Origin of the sequence: Paraburkholderia sp. GAS448 (genome assembly GCF_050435685.1) — a bacterium.
GTDB lineage: Bacteria > Pseudomonadota > Gammaproteobacteria > Burkholderiales > Burkholderiaceae > Paraburkholderia.
The window spans coordinates 1-15,134 of record NZ_JBNDKT010000076.1; the positions used below are offsets into that span (position 1 = coordinate 1).

24 protein-coding genes are annotated in these 15,134 nt (G+C 58.2%); 2 read left to right on the top strand and 22 right to left on the bottom strand.

All coding sequences use genetic code 11. The features are described 5' to 3' along the window. Nucleotides 1-68: 68 nt before the first annotated feature. Entirely contained in the window at nucleotides 69-1,460 is a 1,392-nt protein-coding gene (locus tag P3T23_RS45535; protein ID WP_429322600.1) for an IS30 family transposase, read from the top strand. 76 nt (nucleotides 1,461-1,536) lie between these two features. On the opposite strand, the gene P3T23_RS45540 is transcribed toward P3T23_RS45535, so the two are convergent. The 12 genes from P3T23_RS45540 to P3T23_RS45595 all read right to left on the bottom strand — a co-directional run bounded on the left by P3T23_RS45540 (nucleotide 1,537) and on the right by P3T23_RS45595 (nucleotide 7,954). Further along, nucleotides 1,537-1,950 (bottom strand): hypothetical protein, encoded by a 414-nt coding sequence (locus P3T23_RS45540; protein WP_429322577.1) that lies wholly within the window; start codon nucleotides 1,948-1,950, stop codon nucleotides 1,537-1,539. Nucleotides 1,951-1,988: 38 nt separating this feature from the next. Further along, nucleotides 1,989-2,312: a hypothetical protein gene (locus P3T23_RS45545; RefSeq protein ID WP_429322578.1), complete on the bottom strand. Its 324-nt coding sequence runs from the start codon at nucleotides 2,310-2,312 to the stop codon at nucleotides 1,989-1,991. A gap of 99 nt (nucleotides 2,313-2,411) precedes the next feature. Further along, nucleotides 2,412-3,356, bottom strand: coding sequence for an FRG domain-containing protein (locus tag P3T23_RS45550; RefSeq protein ID WP_429322579.1), 945 nt, complete (start codon nucleotides 3,354-3,356; stop codon nucleotides 2,412-2,414). A gap of 68 nt (nucleotides 3,357-3,424) precedes the next feature. Beyond that, on the bottom strand, nucleotides 3,425-3,964 hold the full coding sequence (locus tag P3T23_RS45555) for a hypothetical protein (RefSeq protein WP_429322580.1): 540 nt from the start codon (nucleotides 3,962-3,964) through the stop codon (nucleotides 3,425-3,427). Continuing rightward, nucleotides 3,948-4,403, bottom strand: coding sequence for a hypothetical protein (locus P3T23_RS45560; RefSeq protein WP_429322581.1), 456 nt, complete (start codon nucleotides 4,401-4,403; stop codon nucleotides 3,948-3,950). Before P3T23_RS45560 ends, P3T23_RS45555 begins: the two co-directional genes overlap by 17 nt. Before the next feature lie 53 nt (nucleotides 4,404-4,456). Continuing rightward, nucleotides 4,457-5,383, bottom strand: coding sequence for a toll/interleukin-1 receptor domain-containing protein (locus P3T23_RS45565; RefSeq protein WP_429322582.1), 927 nt, complete (start codon nucleotides 5,381-5,383; stop codon nucleotides 4,457-4,459). A 9-nt stretch (nucleotides 5,384-5,392) separates the two neighbouring features. Beyond that, nucleotides 5,393-5,620: a hypothetical protein gene (locus tag P3T23_RS45570; protein ID WP_429322583.1), complete on the bottom strand. Its 228-nt coding sequence runs from the start codon at nucleotides 5,618-5,620 to the stop codon at nucleotides 5,393-5,395. Nucleotides 5,621-5,636: 16 nt separating this feature from the next. Beyond that, entirely contained in the window at nucleotides 5,637-6,164 is a 528-nt protein-coding gene (locus tag P3T23_RS45575) for a hypothetical protein (protein WP_429322584.1), read from the bottom strand. Nucleotides 6,165-6,185: 21 nt separating this feature from the next. Then, nucleotides 6,186-6,608: a HepT-like ribonuclease domain-containing protein gene (locus tag P3T23_RS45580; protein WP_429322585.1), complete on the bottom strand. Its 423-nt coding sequence runs from the start codon at nucleotides 6,606-6,608 to the stop codon at nucleotides 6,186-6,188. Then, nucleotides 6,605-6,895, bottom strand: coding sequence for a nucleotidyltransferase family protein (locus tag P3T23_RS45585; RefSeq protein ID WP_429322586.1), 291 nt, complete (start codon nucleotides 6,893-6,895; stop codon nucleotides 6,605-6,607). Before P3T23_RS45585 ends, P3T23_RS45580 begins: the two co-directional genes overlap by 4 nt. A 46-nt stretch (nucleotides 6,896-6,941) precedes the next feature. Continuing rightward, entirely contained in the window at nucleotides 6,942-7,169 is a 228-nt protein-coding gene (locus P3T23_RS45590) for a hypothetical protein (RefSeq protein WP_429322587.1), read from the bottom strand. 125 nt (nucleotides 7,170-7,294) lie between these two features. Beyond that, nucleotides 7,295-7,954, bottom strand: a complete 660-nt coding sequence (locus P3T23_RS45595) for a tyrosine-type recombinase/integrase (RefSeq protein WP_429322588.1) — start codon at nucleotides 7,952-7,954, stop codon at nucleotides 7,295-7,297. A 190-nt stretch (nucleotides 7,955-8,144) separates the two neighbouring features. On the opposite strand from P3T23_RS45595, the gene P3T23_RS45600 reads away from it, so the two are divergent. After that, entirely contained in the window at nucleotides 8,145-8,675 is a 531-nt protein-coding gene (locus P3T23_RS45600; RefSeq protein WP_429322589.1) for a hypothetical protein, read from the top strand. A gap of 277 nt (nucleotides 8,676-8,952) precedes the next feature. On the opposite strand, the gene P3T23_RS45605 is transcribed toward P3T23_RS45600, so the two are convergent. From P3T23_RS45605 to P3T23_RS45650, 10 genes are all read right to left on the bottom strand, one after another. Beyond that, nucleotides 8,953-9,153 carry a hypothetical protein gene (locus P3T23_RS45605; protein WP_429322590.1) on the bottom strand — a complete coding sequence of 67 codons (201 nt, stop codon included), beginning with the start codon at nucleotides 9,151-9,153 and terminating at the stop codon, nucleotides 8,953-8,955. A gap of 79 nt (nucleotides 9,154-9,232) precedes the next feature. Beyond that, entirely contained in the window at nucleotides 9,233-9,562 is a 330-nt protein-coding gene (locus P3T23_RS45610; protein WP_429322591.1) for a hypothetical protein, read from the bottom strand. Nucleotide 9,563: 1 nt separating this feature from the next. Next, nucleotides 9,564-10,271 (bottom strand): hypothetical protein, encoded by a 708-nt coding sequence (locus P3T23_RS45615; RefSeq protein WP_429322592.1) that lies wholly within the window; start codon nucleotides 10,269-10,271, stop codon nucleotides 9,564-9,566. A 3-nt stretch (nucleotides 10,272-10,274) separates the two neighbouring features. Further along, nucleotides 10,275-10,676, bottom strand: a complete 402-nt coding sequence (locus P3T23_RS45620) for a hypothetical protein (RefSeq protein WP_429322593.1) — start codon at nucleotides 10,674-10,676, stop codon at nucleotides 10,275-10,277. 360 nt (nucleotides 10,677-11,036) lie between these two features. Beyond that, nucleotides 11,037-12,242, bottom strand: a complete 1,206-nt coding sequence (locus P3T23_RS45625; protein WP_429322594.1) for a hypothetical protein — start codon at nucleotides 12,240-12,242, stop codon at nucleotides 11,037-11,039. Nucleotides 12,243-12,609: 367 nt separating this feature from the next. Then, nucleotides 12,610-12,984: an HTH domain-containing protein gene (locus tag P3T23_RS45630; RefSeq protein WP_429322595.1), complete on the bottom strand. Its 375-nt coding sequence runs from the start codon at nucleotides 12,982-12,984 to the stop codon at nucleotides 12,610-12,612. Further along, the gene (locus P3T23_RS45635; protein ID WP_429322596.1) at nucleotides 12,981-13,244 is read right to left on the bottom strand and encodes a toxin-antitoxin system TumE family protein; all 264 of its coding nucleotides are present in this window, start codon (nucleotides 13,242-13,244) and stop codon (nucleotides 12,981-12,983) included. The genes P3T23_RS45630 and P3T23_RS45635 overlap by 4 nt, the downstream gene beginning before the upstream one ends. A 44-nt stretch (nucleotides 13,245-13,288) precedes the next feature. Next, nucleotides 13,289-13,540, bottom strand: a complete 252-nt coding sequence (locus P3T23_RS45640) for a hypothetical protein (protein ID WP_429322597.1) — start codon at nucleotides 13,538-13,540, stop codon at nucleotides 13,289-13,291. 194 nt (nucleotides 13,541-13,734) lie between these two features. Next, nucleotides 13,735-14,301, bottom strand: a complete 567-nt coding sequence (locus tag P3T23_RS45645; RefSeq protein WP_429322598.1) for a hypothetical protein — start codon at nucleotides 14,299-14,301, stop codon at nucleotides 13,735-13,737. Nucleotides 14,302-14,663: 362 nt separating this feature from the next. Next, nucleotides 14,664-15,134: hypothetical protein (locus tag P3T23_RS45650; RefSeq protein WP_429322599.1), on the bottom strand; the 471-nt coding region annotated here is incomplete at its 5' end.

The following is a 15,134-nucleotide window of genomic DNA, read 5'->3' on the forward strand; positions in this document are numbered from 1 at the left end:
CAATATGCCGATCCTGCACTGGCTCGATTACGGCGATCATCTGGTGGCTCGATTACGCCGATCCCGGAATGGCCTCATTACGCCGATCCGTGACAACAGGGCGAGGATCGATGCGCTCGCCAGGTGCGCCGTCACACCGGCGTGAGACCGAGCGGCGATTCTGGGAGCAAATCGCAACAGGCATTACAAGTGAGAAGGCTGCAGAGGCGGTTGGCGTGTCGCAGGCAGTAGGCACTCGCTGGTTCCGTCATAATGGTGGCATGCCACTTTCCATGTCGAGCCCGATATCCGGGAGGTACTTGTCGTTCGCGGAGCGAGAAGAGATTGGACTACTTTCGTTCCAGAGTGTCGGGGTACGAGAGATTGCTCGCCGTATCGGACGCAGCCCATCGACGGTCTCCCGGGAATTGACACGTAATGCGGCAACTCGTAGCGGCCGGCTTGAGTATCGAGCTTCGGTTGCGCAGTGGAAGGCGGAACTGGTCGCCAAAAGACCCAAGCCTTCGAAACTCGTGACTAACCCAAGGTTGCGCCACTACGTGCAAGACCGTCTGGAGGGCAAGGTTCGCGACGCTAATGGCCGTGACATTTCTGGACCTCGACAAGCGCCGTTCAAAGGGAGAAACAAACCGCATCGCGGCGACCGTAAATGGGTCAATGACTGGTCGCCCGAACAGATTTCCAACCGGCTGCAGACCGACTTCCCGGATGACGAATCCATGCGCATCTCTCACGAGGCCATTTACCAAGCTCTCTATATCCAGGGCCGAGGTGCTCTCAAGCGCGAGCTGGTTAGCTGTCTGCGCACTGGGCGGGCGTTGCGCGTGCCGAGGGCCAGGGCACAAGCCAAGGCCTGGGCGCACGTTAGCGAGGATGTGATGATCTCTAGCCGGCCTGCGGAAGCGCAGGATCGTGCTGTGCCGGGGCATTGGGAGGGGGACCTAATCATCGGTCTGAACCGGTCCGCGATCGGAACGCTGGTCGAGCGATCAAGCCGATTCACCATGCTTGTGCACCTGCCTCGCGAGGAAGGCTATGGGCTAATGCCCAGGACGAAGAATGGTCCTGCGCTGGCTGGCTACGGAGCTGTCACGATGGCCAATGCGCTCAAGAAGACCGTGACAGACATGCCTGCCCAGTTGTGGCGGTCATTGACCTGGGATCGCGGCAAGGAACTATCCGATCACGCTCGCTTCACGGTCGAATCCGGGGTGAAGGTATTCTTCGCCGACCCGCACAGTCCATGGCAGCGCGGCACGAACGAGAACACGAACGGCCTCTTGCGGCAATACTTTCCAAAGGGCACAGACCTGTCTCGGTGGAGCGCTCGAGAAATCCAGGCCGTTGCCAATGCACTGAATTCCAGGCCCCGGAAAACGCTTGGTTGGAAGACCCCGGCCGAAGCTCTGGACGAGTATCTAAAATCTGTTCAACAATATAGTGTTGCGGCGACCGGTTGAATCCGCCCTCCTGATCGGTATGTTGGCTGTCGCGAAAAGCGACCTGAGTGCTGCCGATGATAGGCTTTTCCGATATCTAGTTACGCGGCTTGTCCGGCCCTTGGTGCGGGGCGCCTGGTAGTTCGCCGAAACCCGGCCAATGACGCGCCATCTCACGCTCCATGTAGTTCCAACAGTCAATCAACTCTGGCACTTTTTCATAGGGTTTAATTCGCATTTGGCGTTCGATCTCTTGCAACTTGGCTTTGTGCTCGGAATGCCAATCAGATTTTCGGTTGAACCGGAAAGACGCCATCACGCTCAACGCAATCGCTGGTAACAAAGCAACGACCGCACCAGTTTTGCGGGCACCATCACCCGTAGCAAGAAGCGGTACCAAGGTCCCCGCAAGGCTTCCGAGGAACGCAGCGATATAAACCGCGTAGGAAATGCGGTAGTTCAGCTTTGCCTTGGAATCTGCATCCTTGATCGCCGCGTCGAGCTGATTCAAGTAATCGTGTCGCATTTCCATAGTGATGGCTTTTCCGGTCAATCAGCAGACTTTTCAATCTGATGCTGGCTGTAGGTCCAGCCGTAATCGTATTGATCCCTTGGTAACTCGCTTACCTGCAACGCCTTATGCGCCGCAGTCAAGGACAAGCGAAGCCAGCCGGCTGCGTGCGCCGCACGAGCCAAACCGAGTTCTCTGCGCTCCCACGGTCCAAGGTCGGCATCTGTGTTCATCGCGGCAATCTCGCATCGCTCGATCAGTCCAGCAACGAGAGCGCGCTGTTCGTCTTCGATCCTGCCGTCATGCGCGGCGAGTACGTCAAACGCATTCTGGATTGCATCGTAGAGTGCTTCGTGCTCCATCGCTTCTCCTTGCGCCGGCTGCACCGGCTTTTCCGATTCAAATGCCGCAAGTTCGGCTGTGATTCATTAAAGGTTCTAGATGTCGCGCAACGAGACACCCTACGCGTCGCTCCCTGACCCCGGAGCAGCAGGGTCTGGAAGGAGCTGAATGGCGCGAAGGTCATTTCGAAAGCCACCTTGCCCCGGAGAGTCATAGGGGTAAGCATTCGACCAAATTCGACGGTTATTTACCCTTTCAATCGCTAGATCAAAGTCTGGGCCAGGTGCAACAAGCTCGATCACTAATCCGCCGTCAACGGCGACTTCAACGATCTTTGTAACGAAGGGCGCCGCCACAACATGATTTGCGAGCCAATCGGCGGCGCAGTCGTTGGTCTTTTCATAGGAGTGTAGTAGGAGTTGCAGCACGCCAGCAACTTCGTCGGTGTGGGCATCTAGCAGCTCCTTCTCCTTGGCGTACTTAGTCCACTTCTTCGTTTCATCCGGACTGTGCGCGAATCGGTACCAGCGGATTCCGAGGTCGCGAACGCAATTCACTTCCTTCAGATTGGGACATTTTTGGCTCTGGAACGCTAGCGCGCGCTGCCGACGCGGTCGGTTAGCTTTCGGGTGCTGGGACAGATCGATCAGAGATTCGCTGACGACGGCGCTGCGGGGAACGACCGCAAATAGTCCGTGCGCTTCATCCCCTCCGCGGCCGGCCGCGAACGACGCTGCCACCTCTGGCGAAGTCGTCAGGTCAAGCATCTTGGTCGGGGCCTCATAGTGTTGAAGGAACCCCATCGCCAGATCGGGGGGCAGGCCGAGAAATAACTGCAAATCCCGGTGCAGCCATTGGACCCTTTCTTCGATCGCGTGCCGGCACTTTGGCGGAAGCCGCAAATCGGAGACGACGCGATCGTGAGTGGATAGCGTCGTGCAATAGCGATCCGAGCTTTCGCCCCGAAACAGATATCCTTCCGAGGATGACAACGTCCGCGCGTATTTCACGCAGGCGGACAGGTTCGGAAACTCACCGACGACAGGTTCATATCGTGCGTTCATTCGCCTCTCCACGCTCTCATACGCGGTCGCGCTCAGTTTGCCGTGGCCGCCCGTCACGCAACCTTTTCCTATTCGCCCTTGAACCGGTAGTCAGGATGGGTCGGCACGTATCGCTTCCACGCTTCAATCCAGTCCGTTGCCATTTCTCGTTGCGCCTGCTTCAGGGAAATTTCCTCGCTGCATACCATCTTGTAAAGTACAAACTCAAGCTGATCTTTCTTATCAGCACTCCATTCGCTATTGCGTGGCTGCGGCCACAAGTTGCGCTCGTCGGTAGGTGCGCCGCCAATAGAAAGCGCCACGAGGTCTTCCTCGTAGTCACGCGCGTTTCGGTCAGCATAGCCGAACTGCTCTATCTGGCGCTTCTTCAGGGCATTTGTGAAGTACGCCGGCGGGCGGATTGCCTTGGTGTAGCCCTTCGCGCACACCGTCTGATGAATATTGGTTTGAGTTACGTCGGAGTTAATCGCGCCGGGTGTGAACCGCGGATCAGGAAGATCCCCAGCACGCGCGATTGCCGCAGCAAACGTGACCATTGCCGTCATGGCGACTTTATGGAATGAATGGTTCGGCATCCGTGGCTTTTCCGATTTACGGCGCGAGTTCATCGCGCTTCCATTTCTTCCAGAGCTCAGCCGCCATGTAGCAGTCGAGCCAATTGTTGGCCTCGTACTCGCCAGTGAAGCTGCAGGGCCGCGAGGGCTTACTCTCCCCGAAGTAGTGGGTATACGTCGCACACAGGCCCGGTCCGTTTATTGGGCCTGTACCGGGGTCCGGTGCCCAGCGGATGGTGGACGTGATCACCAACATGTCGTCGTGCGTCGCCTTGAGCGCACACTCGGTCTGCTCGCGTTGAAGCAACTCGAACAATCTCGGAAGATCACATGCGTTGCCATTAAAACTGACGATGGTGCCTTCCACCGAGAGGACACGCTTCGCGCCTTCGATCATCTCACCTTCCCCGCGATACGCCATGTAGAGGCCTGTCTTAACGTCTAAGACACCGACTATTTCCGTACCCCAATCGAAAGCAAGAACTTCATTCATGGCACGCGCTCCGCGCTTGTAACCGACGCACCGGCTTTTCCTATTTCAGCACTTCAAAGCGCCGCTGGGCGAGGCCCGAGCGGGGGCAGTGGAGTGCGGATGTTATGCAGGTCATGTACCAGTTGTCGGTAAGCAACGTGCGCGTTAGGACCATCCGAAAGGTCTACATACATCCGGCCCGATAAATCGTCGGGCAACGCAGGCGCTACGCCGGTGGTCTGGCGTACGACCGGGATGAATTTGTTGGTGCCGACGTGACGCATGATCTGACTGCTTACCAGCATCTGCTCATAGCCCACGCCCCCCTGACGCTCTTGTCCTTTGCGGACATACTGCTCTGTGCAGATGACCAACACGCGATCACTCTCGCGCACTCCGTTGACCATGAAGGCGCTCAGCTCCTCACCCAAACCAAGGTGCCACTGATCGAGGATCACGTCGATTCCGTCGTGGCGGAGTGACGACGCCAATTGAGCAACCCACGCTCGATGTTCAGGAGAGTCCCACGAATACGAAATGAAGACCCTTGGCGGACGAGCCTGTGGCTGAAGCGTCGGACTCGACGTGAGACCTGCGCCATAGAGTACCCGTGCGAGATCAACGTTTTTGACTGCCCAATGACTGCGATTGACTTCCCTCTTGGACTCGATATCCAGTTCACGTAGGAGAGCCATAAACGTGTCGTATGGAATCGGTGAGACGGTGGGGTCGAACGCAAAGGTGAACGCAAACTCGCTTTGCCTGCGGGTCACCTCGGTGATCCTGCCGACGCGCGCGGAAGCACGCAGATACTTTTCGTAGGCGAATATCGTCGGGAAACTCATTAGCGAACCTAGCGCTACATCATCAAGCGCTGCAAACGGCCGCTTCACATCGTCGTGGGTGTGTTCGAAGACTCGACTACATTCCATAGCCCACGAGGTGCCCGTCCACGCCTCCTCGTTACCGGACATCAGCAGGTTGTAGTACGTGTTTTGCATTTGCTTTCCCTAGACAAATCGCTTCGTCGCTTGGCCCCACCGGATATCCATCAACAGGGCCTCGGCCTCATCCAGCAGCGACTGCTCGATAACAGGTTGGGAATTGATCTCTTTAATCGCATCCCAAACGATACCGTGACTGCGGTTAGCGACCTCGTGAGCTTCCCGCTTCTTGCCCTTCGCTATTGCCTCGTTATATTCCCTTGCCACCGCTTGGAGACGTTCGCGCAGTTCCATCCTTTCCTCGCTTTTCCTAGTCCCGCCTTTGTCGAAGTAACTCAATATCTCGCTCGTCGCGAGTGATGCCACGACGGGCTTCCTCTACGCCCGCCGGATTCCATTCGCCGCTTGCAATGCGTGCTTCTGTGGAAGCGATTGCAATCTGCTTGCAACGAATCAAGTCATCGGAACTTGGAACCCTCAGTACGATCGTTTTCCAAACCACGTCGCGCGCCGCGCGATTCACATTTTCGAACTCCATTCCGTCGATCGAGGTCAGAATGTCGATCTCGGGATTTGCCTCGGTCGGGATGGGCACACGAACGTTTGGCGCGCGTAGCCGCTCCCGGAACTCGGCTGGAGCGCCGCAAAACTTCTGTAACGCCGCATAGACTCGATCGGTCGTGTGGTCATCCCGAGATATCCAGAGGTCGAGGTCGTCGGTCGGCCTGTCGAGTTCGAAGGTCTGCATCGCCTTTCCGCCGATCACCAGGAACAGTGCGCCCGACTTTGCAAGTTCGACTACAAAGTACCCTTGCATTGGAGAGAGTTCGAGTGGCATATAGAATCCCTCTTTTCCTTCTTAGACATCGAGGCGTGGCGTCGAGGGCTTGTCGGCGCTCGCGTCGTTGGCGTCTTGCTGATGCCCGACGCGCGTCGCCAGAAAATATTCAAGCACCGGCAGATGCGTCTTGACCGTCTCACACACAATCTCAAGATCCGTGTCGAAGTAGCCATGCGCCATGCGGTTACGCATACCGATCATCTTGTGCCACGGAAGGGCCGGGTTCGGATTGGCGCTCAGAAATTCCGGGTATTCATCACGAATATGCGTGGCCGTCTCACCCACGATGACAATGTTCATCATCACCGCCTGCTGGATCATCCGGTTGCCAAGGAACTCGGCCTTGTCGACGCCGGCTAGATACTGCTGCGCCAGACGTGACGCTTCGAGCATGTGTTCAAGGTAATCCGGCAGGCGCAACTGGCGCTGTTTCGCGTTCATACGGGCACCGCCTCGGCCAGCACCTCGGCCCGGAACTTCACTGAAATATCGCGGGGTGTCAGCAGGTCTACGCGCACCCCGAGCAGTTCCTGCAGCTCATACTGGATCCCGCCCAGGTCGAACAGTGTCGCCCCCGGTAGTGCATCGACCAGGATGTCGAGGTCGCTGCCGTCCTCATCCTCGCCACGAACCACCGAGCCGAAAACACGCGGATTCGCTGCCTTGTTGGCCTCGACGATCCGGCGAATTTCGGCGCGGTGCGCGTTCAGTGCGATCGAAGGTTTCACGGAAATCTCCTGGTTCATACGTTCGAGGGTAGGCACATGCGCCTATTCACGCAACGACTTTCTTCAGCTTTTTGAGCCGTCGTGCGAGCGCCTCGACGGCCCAGTCCGGGCAGGGTCGGGCGCTCGGCGTGCCGGGCGCAGCCAGCCACGCGCGTACGGTGCGCGGCGAGCAAGGGCGCTGGGTCTGCTCCGCGATCAGGGCGGCGCTCCCGACCTGCGTCACGCCTGCCTGGGCCAGCAGCGCAAGGTATTTCTCTCGATTGGTCGTCGTCATACGAAGTGGGAGTTTGAGGATAGGCACCTGTGCCTATCATAGCACCGCCCTGTTCCACCCGAATGCGCTTGTTAACGGCAAAAAAGCCTAGACCTTGACAGCCAGCGGCCCGCTGCGGCCAGGTGTCATATCACTCCGGACACAAGGTCCGCGAGCTTCACCGGATCACTGTCGATTAGCTTTTTGGTTGCCGTCAATGTTCCATGCCCGAGCAACGCTGAAATGTGCCGGAGATCATAGCCCTTGCGGTGCAGCCGTACGGCGAACGTACGTCGTGCAGCTAGAGCATGCCCGCCCCGAATGCCGGACTGTAGATGTAAACGGCGAAACACTTGGCTCAAGGAATCGCACGAGTAGCTGAGTGCACCGCTGCTGGACTCGCGGGCAGTAAGTACGTACGGCTCACCGTCTGCTCGTCGAAAAAGCGGGCCGTCCGGGTCGAGTCCGCGAAAAGCTGCTTTGCGAACGGTAACGCCGTGACGTAGATTCACGCGCGTTGCGAGGTAGGCGTCGAGTGCTGAAACAACTTTCGGGTTCACCCAAAAAACTGGCCGCTCCTTGCTGCGGTGTGCGATCGCAGCGCGAATTGTGCTCTCCTCTCGAATAGAACCATCCTCTCTGAGGTAGTCCCGGACGGTGATGGTGGCCACCTCGGTCAACATCATGCCGGTCCCGTAGAGGACATAAAGAAGCGCGACGTCGCGCGTGGGCGACTCGCCCGTCACTGCCGCAACCTTCAGCATATGACGCAACTGTTTTTCTTCGATCACGGGTGCTTTAGCCATACGTGAACTATTCAAAATGTGAACTGTTCAGAGAGTATAGCTGCGAGGTCCGCGATTTTGCGATTGCTGGGCCAGCATCTAGTGGGAACCTCGGAAACTTCTGGAAGCGCGGACACCGGCCGCAGGACTCTCCACTTGCTTACATGCTGCGCGCGGGTAGACACTCGACGCACCGTCCAGGAGAGCAGCCATGCAAATCTGGTTCCCTTATGCTCGCGTCGGCGTGATGCTGATGTTTGCAACAGTGCTCACACCCGCCTTTGGTGGTTACTATGAGCGCTGCGGCGTCCATCCGTATGAGCCGATCAGGAGCCAACGCATTGCGCTCACCGGTCCGACGACCGAGATTCCCACCCTCCATTTCACCCGAGGCGCATCAGCGCTTTGTCCTGCACAGCCGCTGTTGGTTCTCGATGACAACACGCTCACACTCGCCGATGCACCTGGCCAGCAAACCATCTATACGTTCACGACACAGCATGTGCGACCTCGCTGCGCATTAATCAGTGCCGCCCATAGTAATCAAAGGGCAGGCCTGGGGTTCAGCCTGGTCGACAAGGACGACAAGCCCCTCGACGGCCTGCTACTGCGAGAGTTTTCCCAGGGGTCGGCCGATACGCGACCGCATCCAGAGACCGCTCACGTGCTGGGCAAGAAGCTCGATCCGCCGGCCGCCTATCTTTACTTCTACTTTACGGGCACCTGTACCGGACAGGAGTGAGCGCGGCCGGACCGTTTTCCGATGTGACGCGACGACATCGGAAAATTCCGCAAGTTGGGGGCAAGGCCCGCGGCACACCTCTGGGATGCACTCGGTGAGCGTGGTCAGCTCACTCTTCGGGTCAGTGCTCGGAAAGCGCTGACCGGAAGCCGCCATTGGGCGGGGCGTTGCTGGGCGCCACAAAGGCGCCCGTTTGGAGACGGCTCGCCCTAAAGGGAGAGCCCGCTGACGCTCCCGAAATCGGGAGGGCGGCAGGCGTGTATTACGAGTTGAAAGATTAGATACCAACCGATGGGGCCGAGTTGATGCGCTCGCTCACGGAAACCTCACGCATCCCACCCTTGCCCATACCGAGCCACGGATTGAAAACGAATCGCGTAGGCAGTTCAGCGAAGACGGTGTTCATTGCCGCATCCGGCACGACGCAATCCAGCACAGCGCGAAAGGTCTGCTCGTTCAGCACGAGACGGACTGTCAACTCGCCTGCAATGCCGCTTCCACACTTGCGAAAGACGCCCGCGGCACACCTCCGAAGAGGGTTGCGCTGGCCATATTGCTCACACCATCGACACCATCCGGGTGAACATCCCCCGGCCGTGGTTCTTTCCGCCACACCTGCATTCGCAAGTGCCTTTATGGCTACCATTCAGGCACTTCGCGTTGCATTCGTGGAAGCTCGGATGCGCCTTGAACTCGATCACCCGAGTCACTGGCAGTGGACCGCCAGCGCCTTCAAGCGGGTAACCTGCAATCCTAGTGTATCCGTCATAGCGAAGGCCTTTGATTCCTGGAAACTTGGCTTCGAATTCCTTGTTCGGCATGCCATACGGTGCCTTCAGCTGCACAACCTGATCGCCGATATCGCAGAAATATTTCATGTCGGCCATTTCAACCTCTTCCGTGCTTGACGAGGTTTGCCTCAACTTCTGGCAGTTTCCGATCTACGTGGATTGCGTGTAGCTGATCGCACTCGTGATACTCAATTGCGCATCCTGCCTGCTCAGCGAATCGAACGGCCTCGCCACGGGTTCCAAAGCCGTTGACCTCTTTACGAAATGCGTTCTGATAACTCGCTGCGTGACACAGATACCACTTACGGTCCATATCGACATAACGGGCCACGACAGGCACTTCCCGTTGCGCCGAGGCATCATCCGCGCCGGCTGGCGCTTCGAATGTTGCGCCAATCGAATCTGCCCAGGCGTTAAACATTGCGTTGAAAGCTTCAACCACGTCTGAGGGATCTCCGAGCGTCGTTTGCACGACGAACGGCGACTCGCGCCCGACTTCCAGCGCCAGGAACCTTCCCGTCTTGTTGAACACGGCGTGAATGGTTCCGTCATACGCAACCTTGGGAGAGAGTACGACTTTGGTCGCGCAGCGCATCGAGACCCCTTCGAGCCGGCTCCATCCGTGCGTCGTGAGAAGAGCGAGAATCAAAAGTTCGCGCTCGACGGTAGGTTCATGGCGGACCGGCAGTTTCCCGTCGATCAGCGCCTGCTGAAGCGTCCCGCTTGCACGAGCCGCGTTGCATGCCTCGAACGACGCACCTTCCAACGTTTTGCCAGTCGGCCCAACGTCGGTCGGCTCGATCACAAACTAGCCTCGGGCTGTTACAAGAACGGGTGAACCCGCATACCCCCGCATCGCCTCGGGGCCATCCACCACGACGCCCAGATCGCCTTTATCGGCAATCAGAGCATAGGTGCGTTGCACGGTGACGATAGCGCCGTTCTGCAACTCCCCCGTCAGCGAAGGATCGCTGCGAAGTAAACGAATGGCATCAGCCCACGCTGCGGCTTCGGTGTCGAAATCGCCCTCACTGGCCTCGATTCCAGACCAGCGCGGCTGCGTGAGCGTCCACCACCACCGTCCTCGCAGGTTCTCCTCCGGACAGTCTGCGGCTCCCAATTCGACGACAAACCCAGCGGCTTTCGCATCTGCCATGTCCGCATCGGTGACATCCGCCAGTTTCCCAGCTTCGTTGGTTTTCTGATTCATGACTTCTCCTCGTGTTCTGCCGTCGTGACGGCGTTTAAAAGACGGGAGATCGAGCGACGCTCGGGGCAGCGGCGGGTGGCGCTGGCCGGAGGGTGCTGGGAAGAGAATTGATGTCACCGCCGACGTGTTGCGCCGGGGCTAGTTTGACGTGTGATGCTGCCGATCGAACGGCTGCCGTTAGTATGCATCAAAGGGCTGGCGCGCGACAAGCCGACCCGGATTTCAACGTTTTCCGAGGCGTCGCGCGGACATCGGGAAATTGTGAGACTGGACGGGCGAAAAAGAGCCCGCGACACACCGAGAAGAGGGTGGCGCGGGCGGGGTTGCAGGTTGAATGGTTACGTGTCCGGCGACGACAGATTACTTGTCGACCCCGAAATGACGATCATTCGCGAGATGTTCGCGATAGTCGCTGTACGCGTTACGGTCCAGCTTTGCAAAGTCGAGTCCCTTTGCATCGCAGTAGTGGCGATAATCTGCGAGCATACAAACGACAGCATGCTCTGCAGACAACGGACCACTCGCGACATCCTCGTACGTCTCGTCCGCAACGTGCCACGCCTTGATAGCCTGCTCAAGTCGGGAAACGTGCATGGCGGCTGTGTAAGTATGTTCGGACGCGAATTCCGGGGCAAGCCCCGGTATCATCACGTCGACAGACGTAACATGCGGTAGCCGCCTTTGCGCGCACGCCGCCAGGGCACTTCGTCCATTGCACACCCAGGCCGGCTCACCGTGCTCCGCAGCCCGCGAATCGGACGGGCCACTGACCAAAAAGCCAGACGCCTCGATTGCCTGGATCAACACGTTTTCGAGCTCCGATCGCGCCGGTTGTCCCGGCAGTTTCCGAGTCTCGTTTTTGATTTGCGGCGATCGGACGCTGGACAGAATTCGCTGTGCGTCCTCATTTCCAGCGAAGCGAGACTGGGCCAGTGAGCGTTCCACGGCTGCGAACGCTCGCTTCACACGCGCCCTCTGGACCCGTGGGAGCGCCTGCGCCATTGCGTCGAGCGCAGCGCTTCCGCCCGCCACATTGACGTAGTCGGCGCCAGCGGGGTCTTCGCGATCCAGCACAAGGCAACGAATCGAGCCGTTTGACGTCAGGACATCCTGAACCACACCGTTGTCAACGATGATGACGACGCGCTCATCCTGTGCTTCCCGCATTTTCCCCTGCTGCTGTGCGTCGAGCTTTCGCTGCAGACCCTGAGCTACGTCGCCCCATGGAGCGAACAGATTGTCGTTGGTCGTCATTTTCCGTTCGGTGCTGCACAGTAACTGACCGTGCCGAACCGTGTCGATTTTCTCAACGTCTTCGACAAGCGCATCGGTGTAGTTCATCGTGCCGGCGACGATCGCCTGTACAAACCCAGCGTCGGCGCGACCATGTCCATCATTCCCCCACTTGCGCAAAACATGCAGCAGTCGGATGGACACCCTGCCGTTCTTCGCGTTGCCGGGCACAGTTCCGATGACTTGCTCGAACTGTGCGTTGGTAGTCTTGGTCGCCAACACCAAGTCACCGTCCTGCAGCAGTTTCCCAGCTTCGTTGGAATTCTGATTCATGATGATTTGCCTCGAGTTTGTTGCCGCGTTTGCGGCGTGGATAAACACGAGAGCGAGCTACGCTCGGGTCAGGGCTGCCGCGCTGGCCGGAGGGTGCTGGGAACATAATTGATGTCGCCGCCGACGCGCTGTGCCGGGGCCAATTTGAGGTCTGATGCTGCCGATCGAACGGCTCGACGTCGATTCTAGCCCTGTCAGCAGCTCGGCCGCAAGCAACAGCGGATCTCAACGTTTTCCGGTTCGCTGAACGCAGACGAAAAATTGTCGGCGGCGCTGTCAACTTCGTACCGGGGCAACGCTAAAGAAAAAGTCCGCCGACACCCTCTGTGAGGGCGTACAGCGGACTTAGTTTTCGGTTGATGCCGCGTCAGTCGATCGACACACGCAGATCGACCCGTGCAGCTACTGCCCGGACGATCTTGTGCATTCCGTGCCCGGCATTCGGCACCGACTCGACAGCAACGAGCCCGGCCTCGCAAAGCGCATCCACATCACGCTTGACCGCGCTCCGGTCGCGATGCAGACGTGTCGCGATAGCCGTGATTGACGCCGGCTCAGCCTTCACAGAACGGAACACCCCGATACGAGCCTGCGTCAGCAGCTGCGCTACGTCAGCAGGATCTTCGAAGGTGATGATATGAGTCTCGGGAATGGATTCTCCGCGATCGGCTGCACGCGCTATGCGTTTGCCTCGCGCAAAGAACTCCACCTCTGATCCGGTTCCGACGTGCAGCTTTTTCATGGTTTACTCCTCAGCGCGTTCCAATCGCGTGCAAACGCGTCCTCGATTTCCTCGAAACTCACAAAAACCACCGGTTCGATTTTGCCGAAGTAGTGTCGATGGTGGAAGCCGTGCGCGTTGTCGTAGCCGATAACCCTGCCGTTGTCGCCCTGATAGATGTCGTGATTGATGTAGGCAAGGTTGTAACGCGTCCCCCGGCCCGTTTTATCGACCCACACCTCGCGCCGCAATTCGCCGTTGCCTCTGCGTTTCGAGATCACATGGCGCTCGTCGGCGCTTTTTCTGTCAGCCATGATGTATTATATCACGCCTGATTGCCGCGGGTCGGCCGGACTTCTGCCAGTTTCCCATCCGCGCTTCGCGAAGCGACTGCGGCTTCTACCACGGATTTCTCGCGCCACGCGAACTGGTACTCTTTGCCGGGCTCGGCACAGCGAAGCTTCACGGTGTCTCCCATGACTTCAATCGGATCGACATAGAAGTTCATCGTGTGTCCGTTGTAGCCGTCCGGGAGAATCACCACGTCCGCTTGCGGCATTTGCACCTGTTGATTCATTTTGCTTCTCCAAGAATTTTGCGAGAAGCTCCCCCGTCGGGGAGCGCGTCCCCGCGAGGGTGAAAAGTTACTTTCTGCCAGCCGACCTCCCCGAAAAGGGCAGCGCAGCGGGCGTCGTTTCAGCTTGATTGAGCACATTCCCGGCGAAGGAGCCTGGTACTTCGACTCCTTTTCCGGCGTGGACATCTTTCCTATTAGGCAATTCGGCCTTTTCGGTCTTGTGTATCCCGGCAGTGAGGGCAAAGTTGAAGCTCGATGCCGTCCTTGATCGCAGTGTAGAGATACCGCCCCCGACACACAGGGCAAGTACCTAATGCGTCACAATCGCCACGATCCTTTTTGATCTCGAACCCATCGGATACCAGGGCACGGACGAACGGAGTGATCACGGGATCAGTGATGGCGGCACGTCGCTCGAAATGCGGCAAGCCGGCAGCTTCTTCGGCTTGCACAACCGCAGCAAGCGTAGAGCGTTCGCGCTGCAGGCTTTCAGCAGCAGGAACCCGTTTCCCGTCTGTCGCAGACGGAGCCTTTGCCGCACGCCAATCGCTCTGATACTGGTCACGCACCGCTTCTGCCGCCGTCAATACTCCTGAATACGCTTGCATCAACGCTGCCTGAAGCTCCGGCGACTGTTGCTCAATGAGCCTTCGCATGTTGGCCGACGCCTCATTGAAGTTGCCGTCAGCCCGAAAACGCGCGACAACCGGAGCGACCGTCGTTTGAGTCATTTTTCCAGCTTCGTTGGTTTTCTGAATCATGATGATTTGCCTCGAGTTTGTTGCCGCGTTTGCGGCGTGGATAAACACGAGAGCAAGCTACGCTCGGGTCAGGGCTGGCGCGCTGGCCGGAGGGTGCTGGGAAGATAATTGATGTCGCCGCCGACGTTTCATGCCGGGGCTAGTTTGAGGTGTGATGCTGCCGATCGAACGGCTAACAGAATGGTACTACGGGCCCTCGATTAGGAGCAACCGCACTCGGATCTCGACGTTTTCCGGGGTGTCGCGCCGGCATGGGAAAATTGCGCCGCGCAGAGAAAAAATTTGCCCGCTGGCACCCCGTTCAGGGGCACGCAGCGGGCGGGTTTCAGGTTGATGTGTCCCATGCGCCAGGCGGCGGCCCGCTATACGATCGCGTGGGCGCCGCAGCATTCAATCGAGGTCTTTTTGCCGGTCGGAGCCTTCGTACGGGCTGCTGCGGGTTCGTCGAGCGAATACTTCTCGAAGAACGCGATCAGATCAGCGTCAAGTACCTTGCAACCCAATTCCCAACGCTTTTCGAAGTCAGTGCCGCCGAAGCCTGCGGTCAGCCGCGCACGCACGCTCTTTTGGGTTGAGAAGAACTTTGCGGCGATATCGGGTGGATCGGAAGGATATAAGGTAATGCGGGCGTAACGCTCATCCTGAAACTCCAACGTCACGTCGATTTTGTTGCACAGCGTCGACGCCTGGTAGCCTGCAATTGCAGCATTTGCCTCGCGCACCGTGTGGTACTCGCTGTGAACCGCCTCCGATTTTTCTGGACACGAATTTGGGGTAAAACGTGTGTCTGGAAATGGAGTTGAACATGCTGAAGAAGTCGAATGTCGATGAGG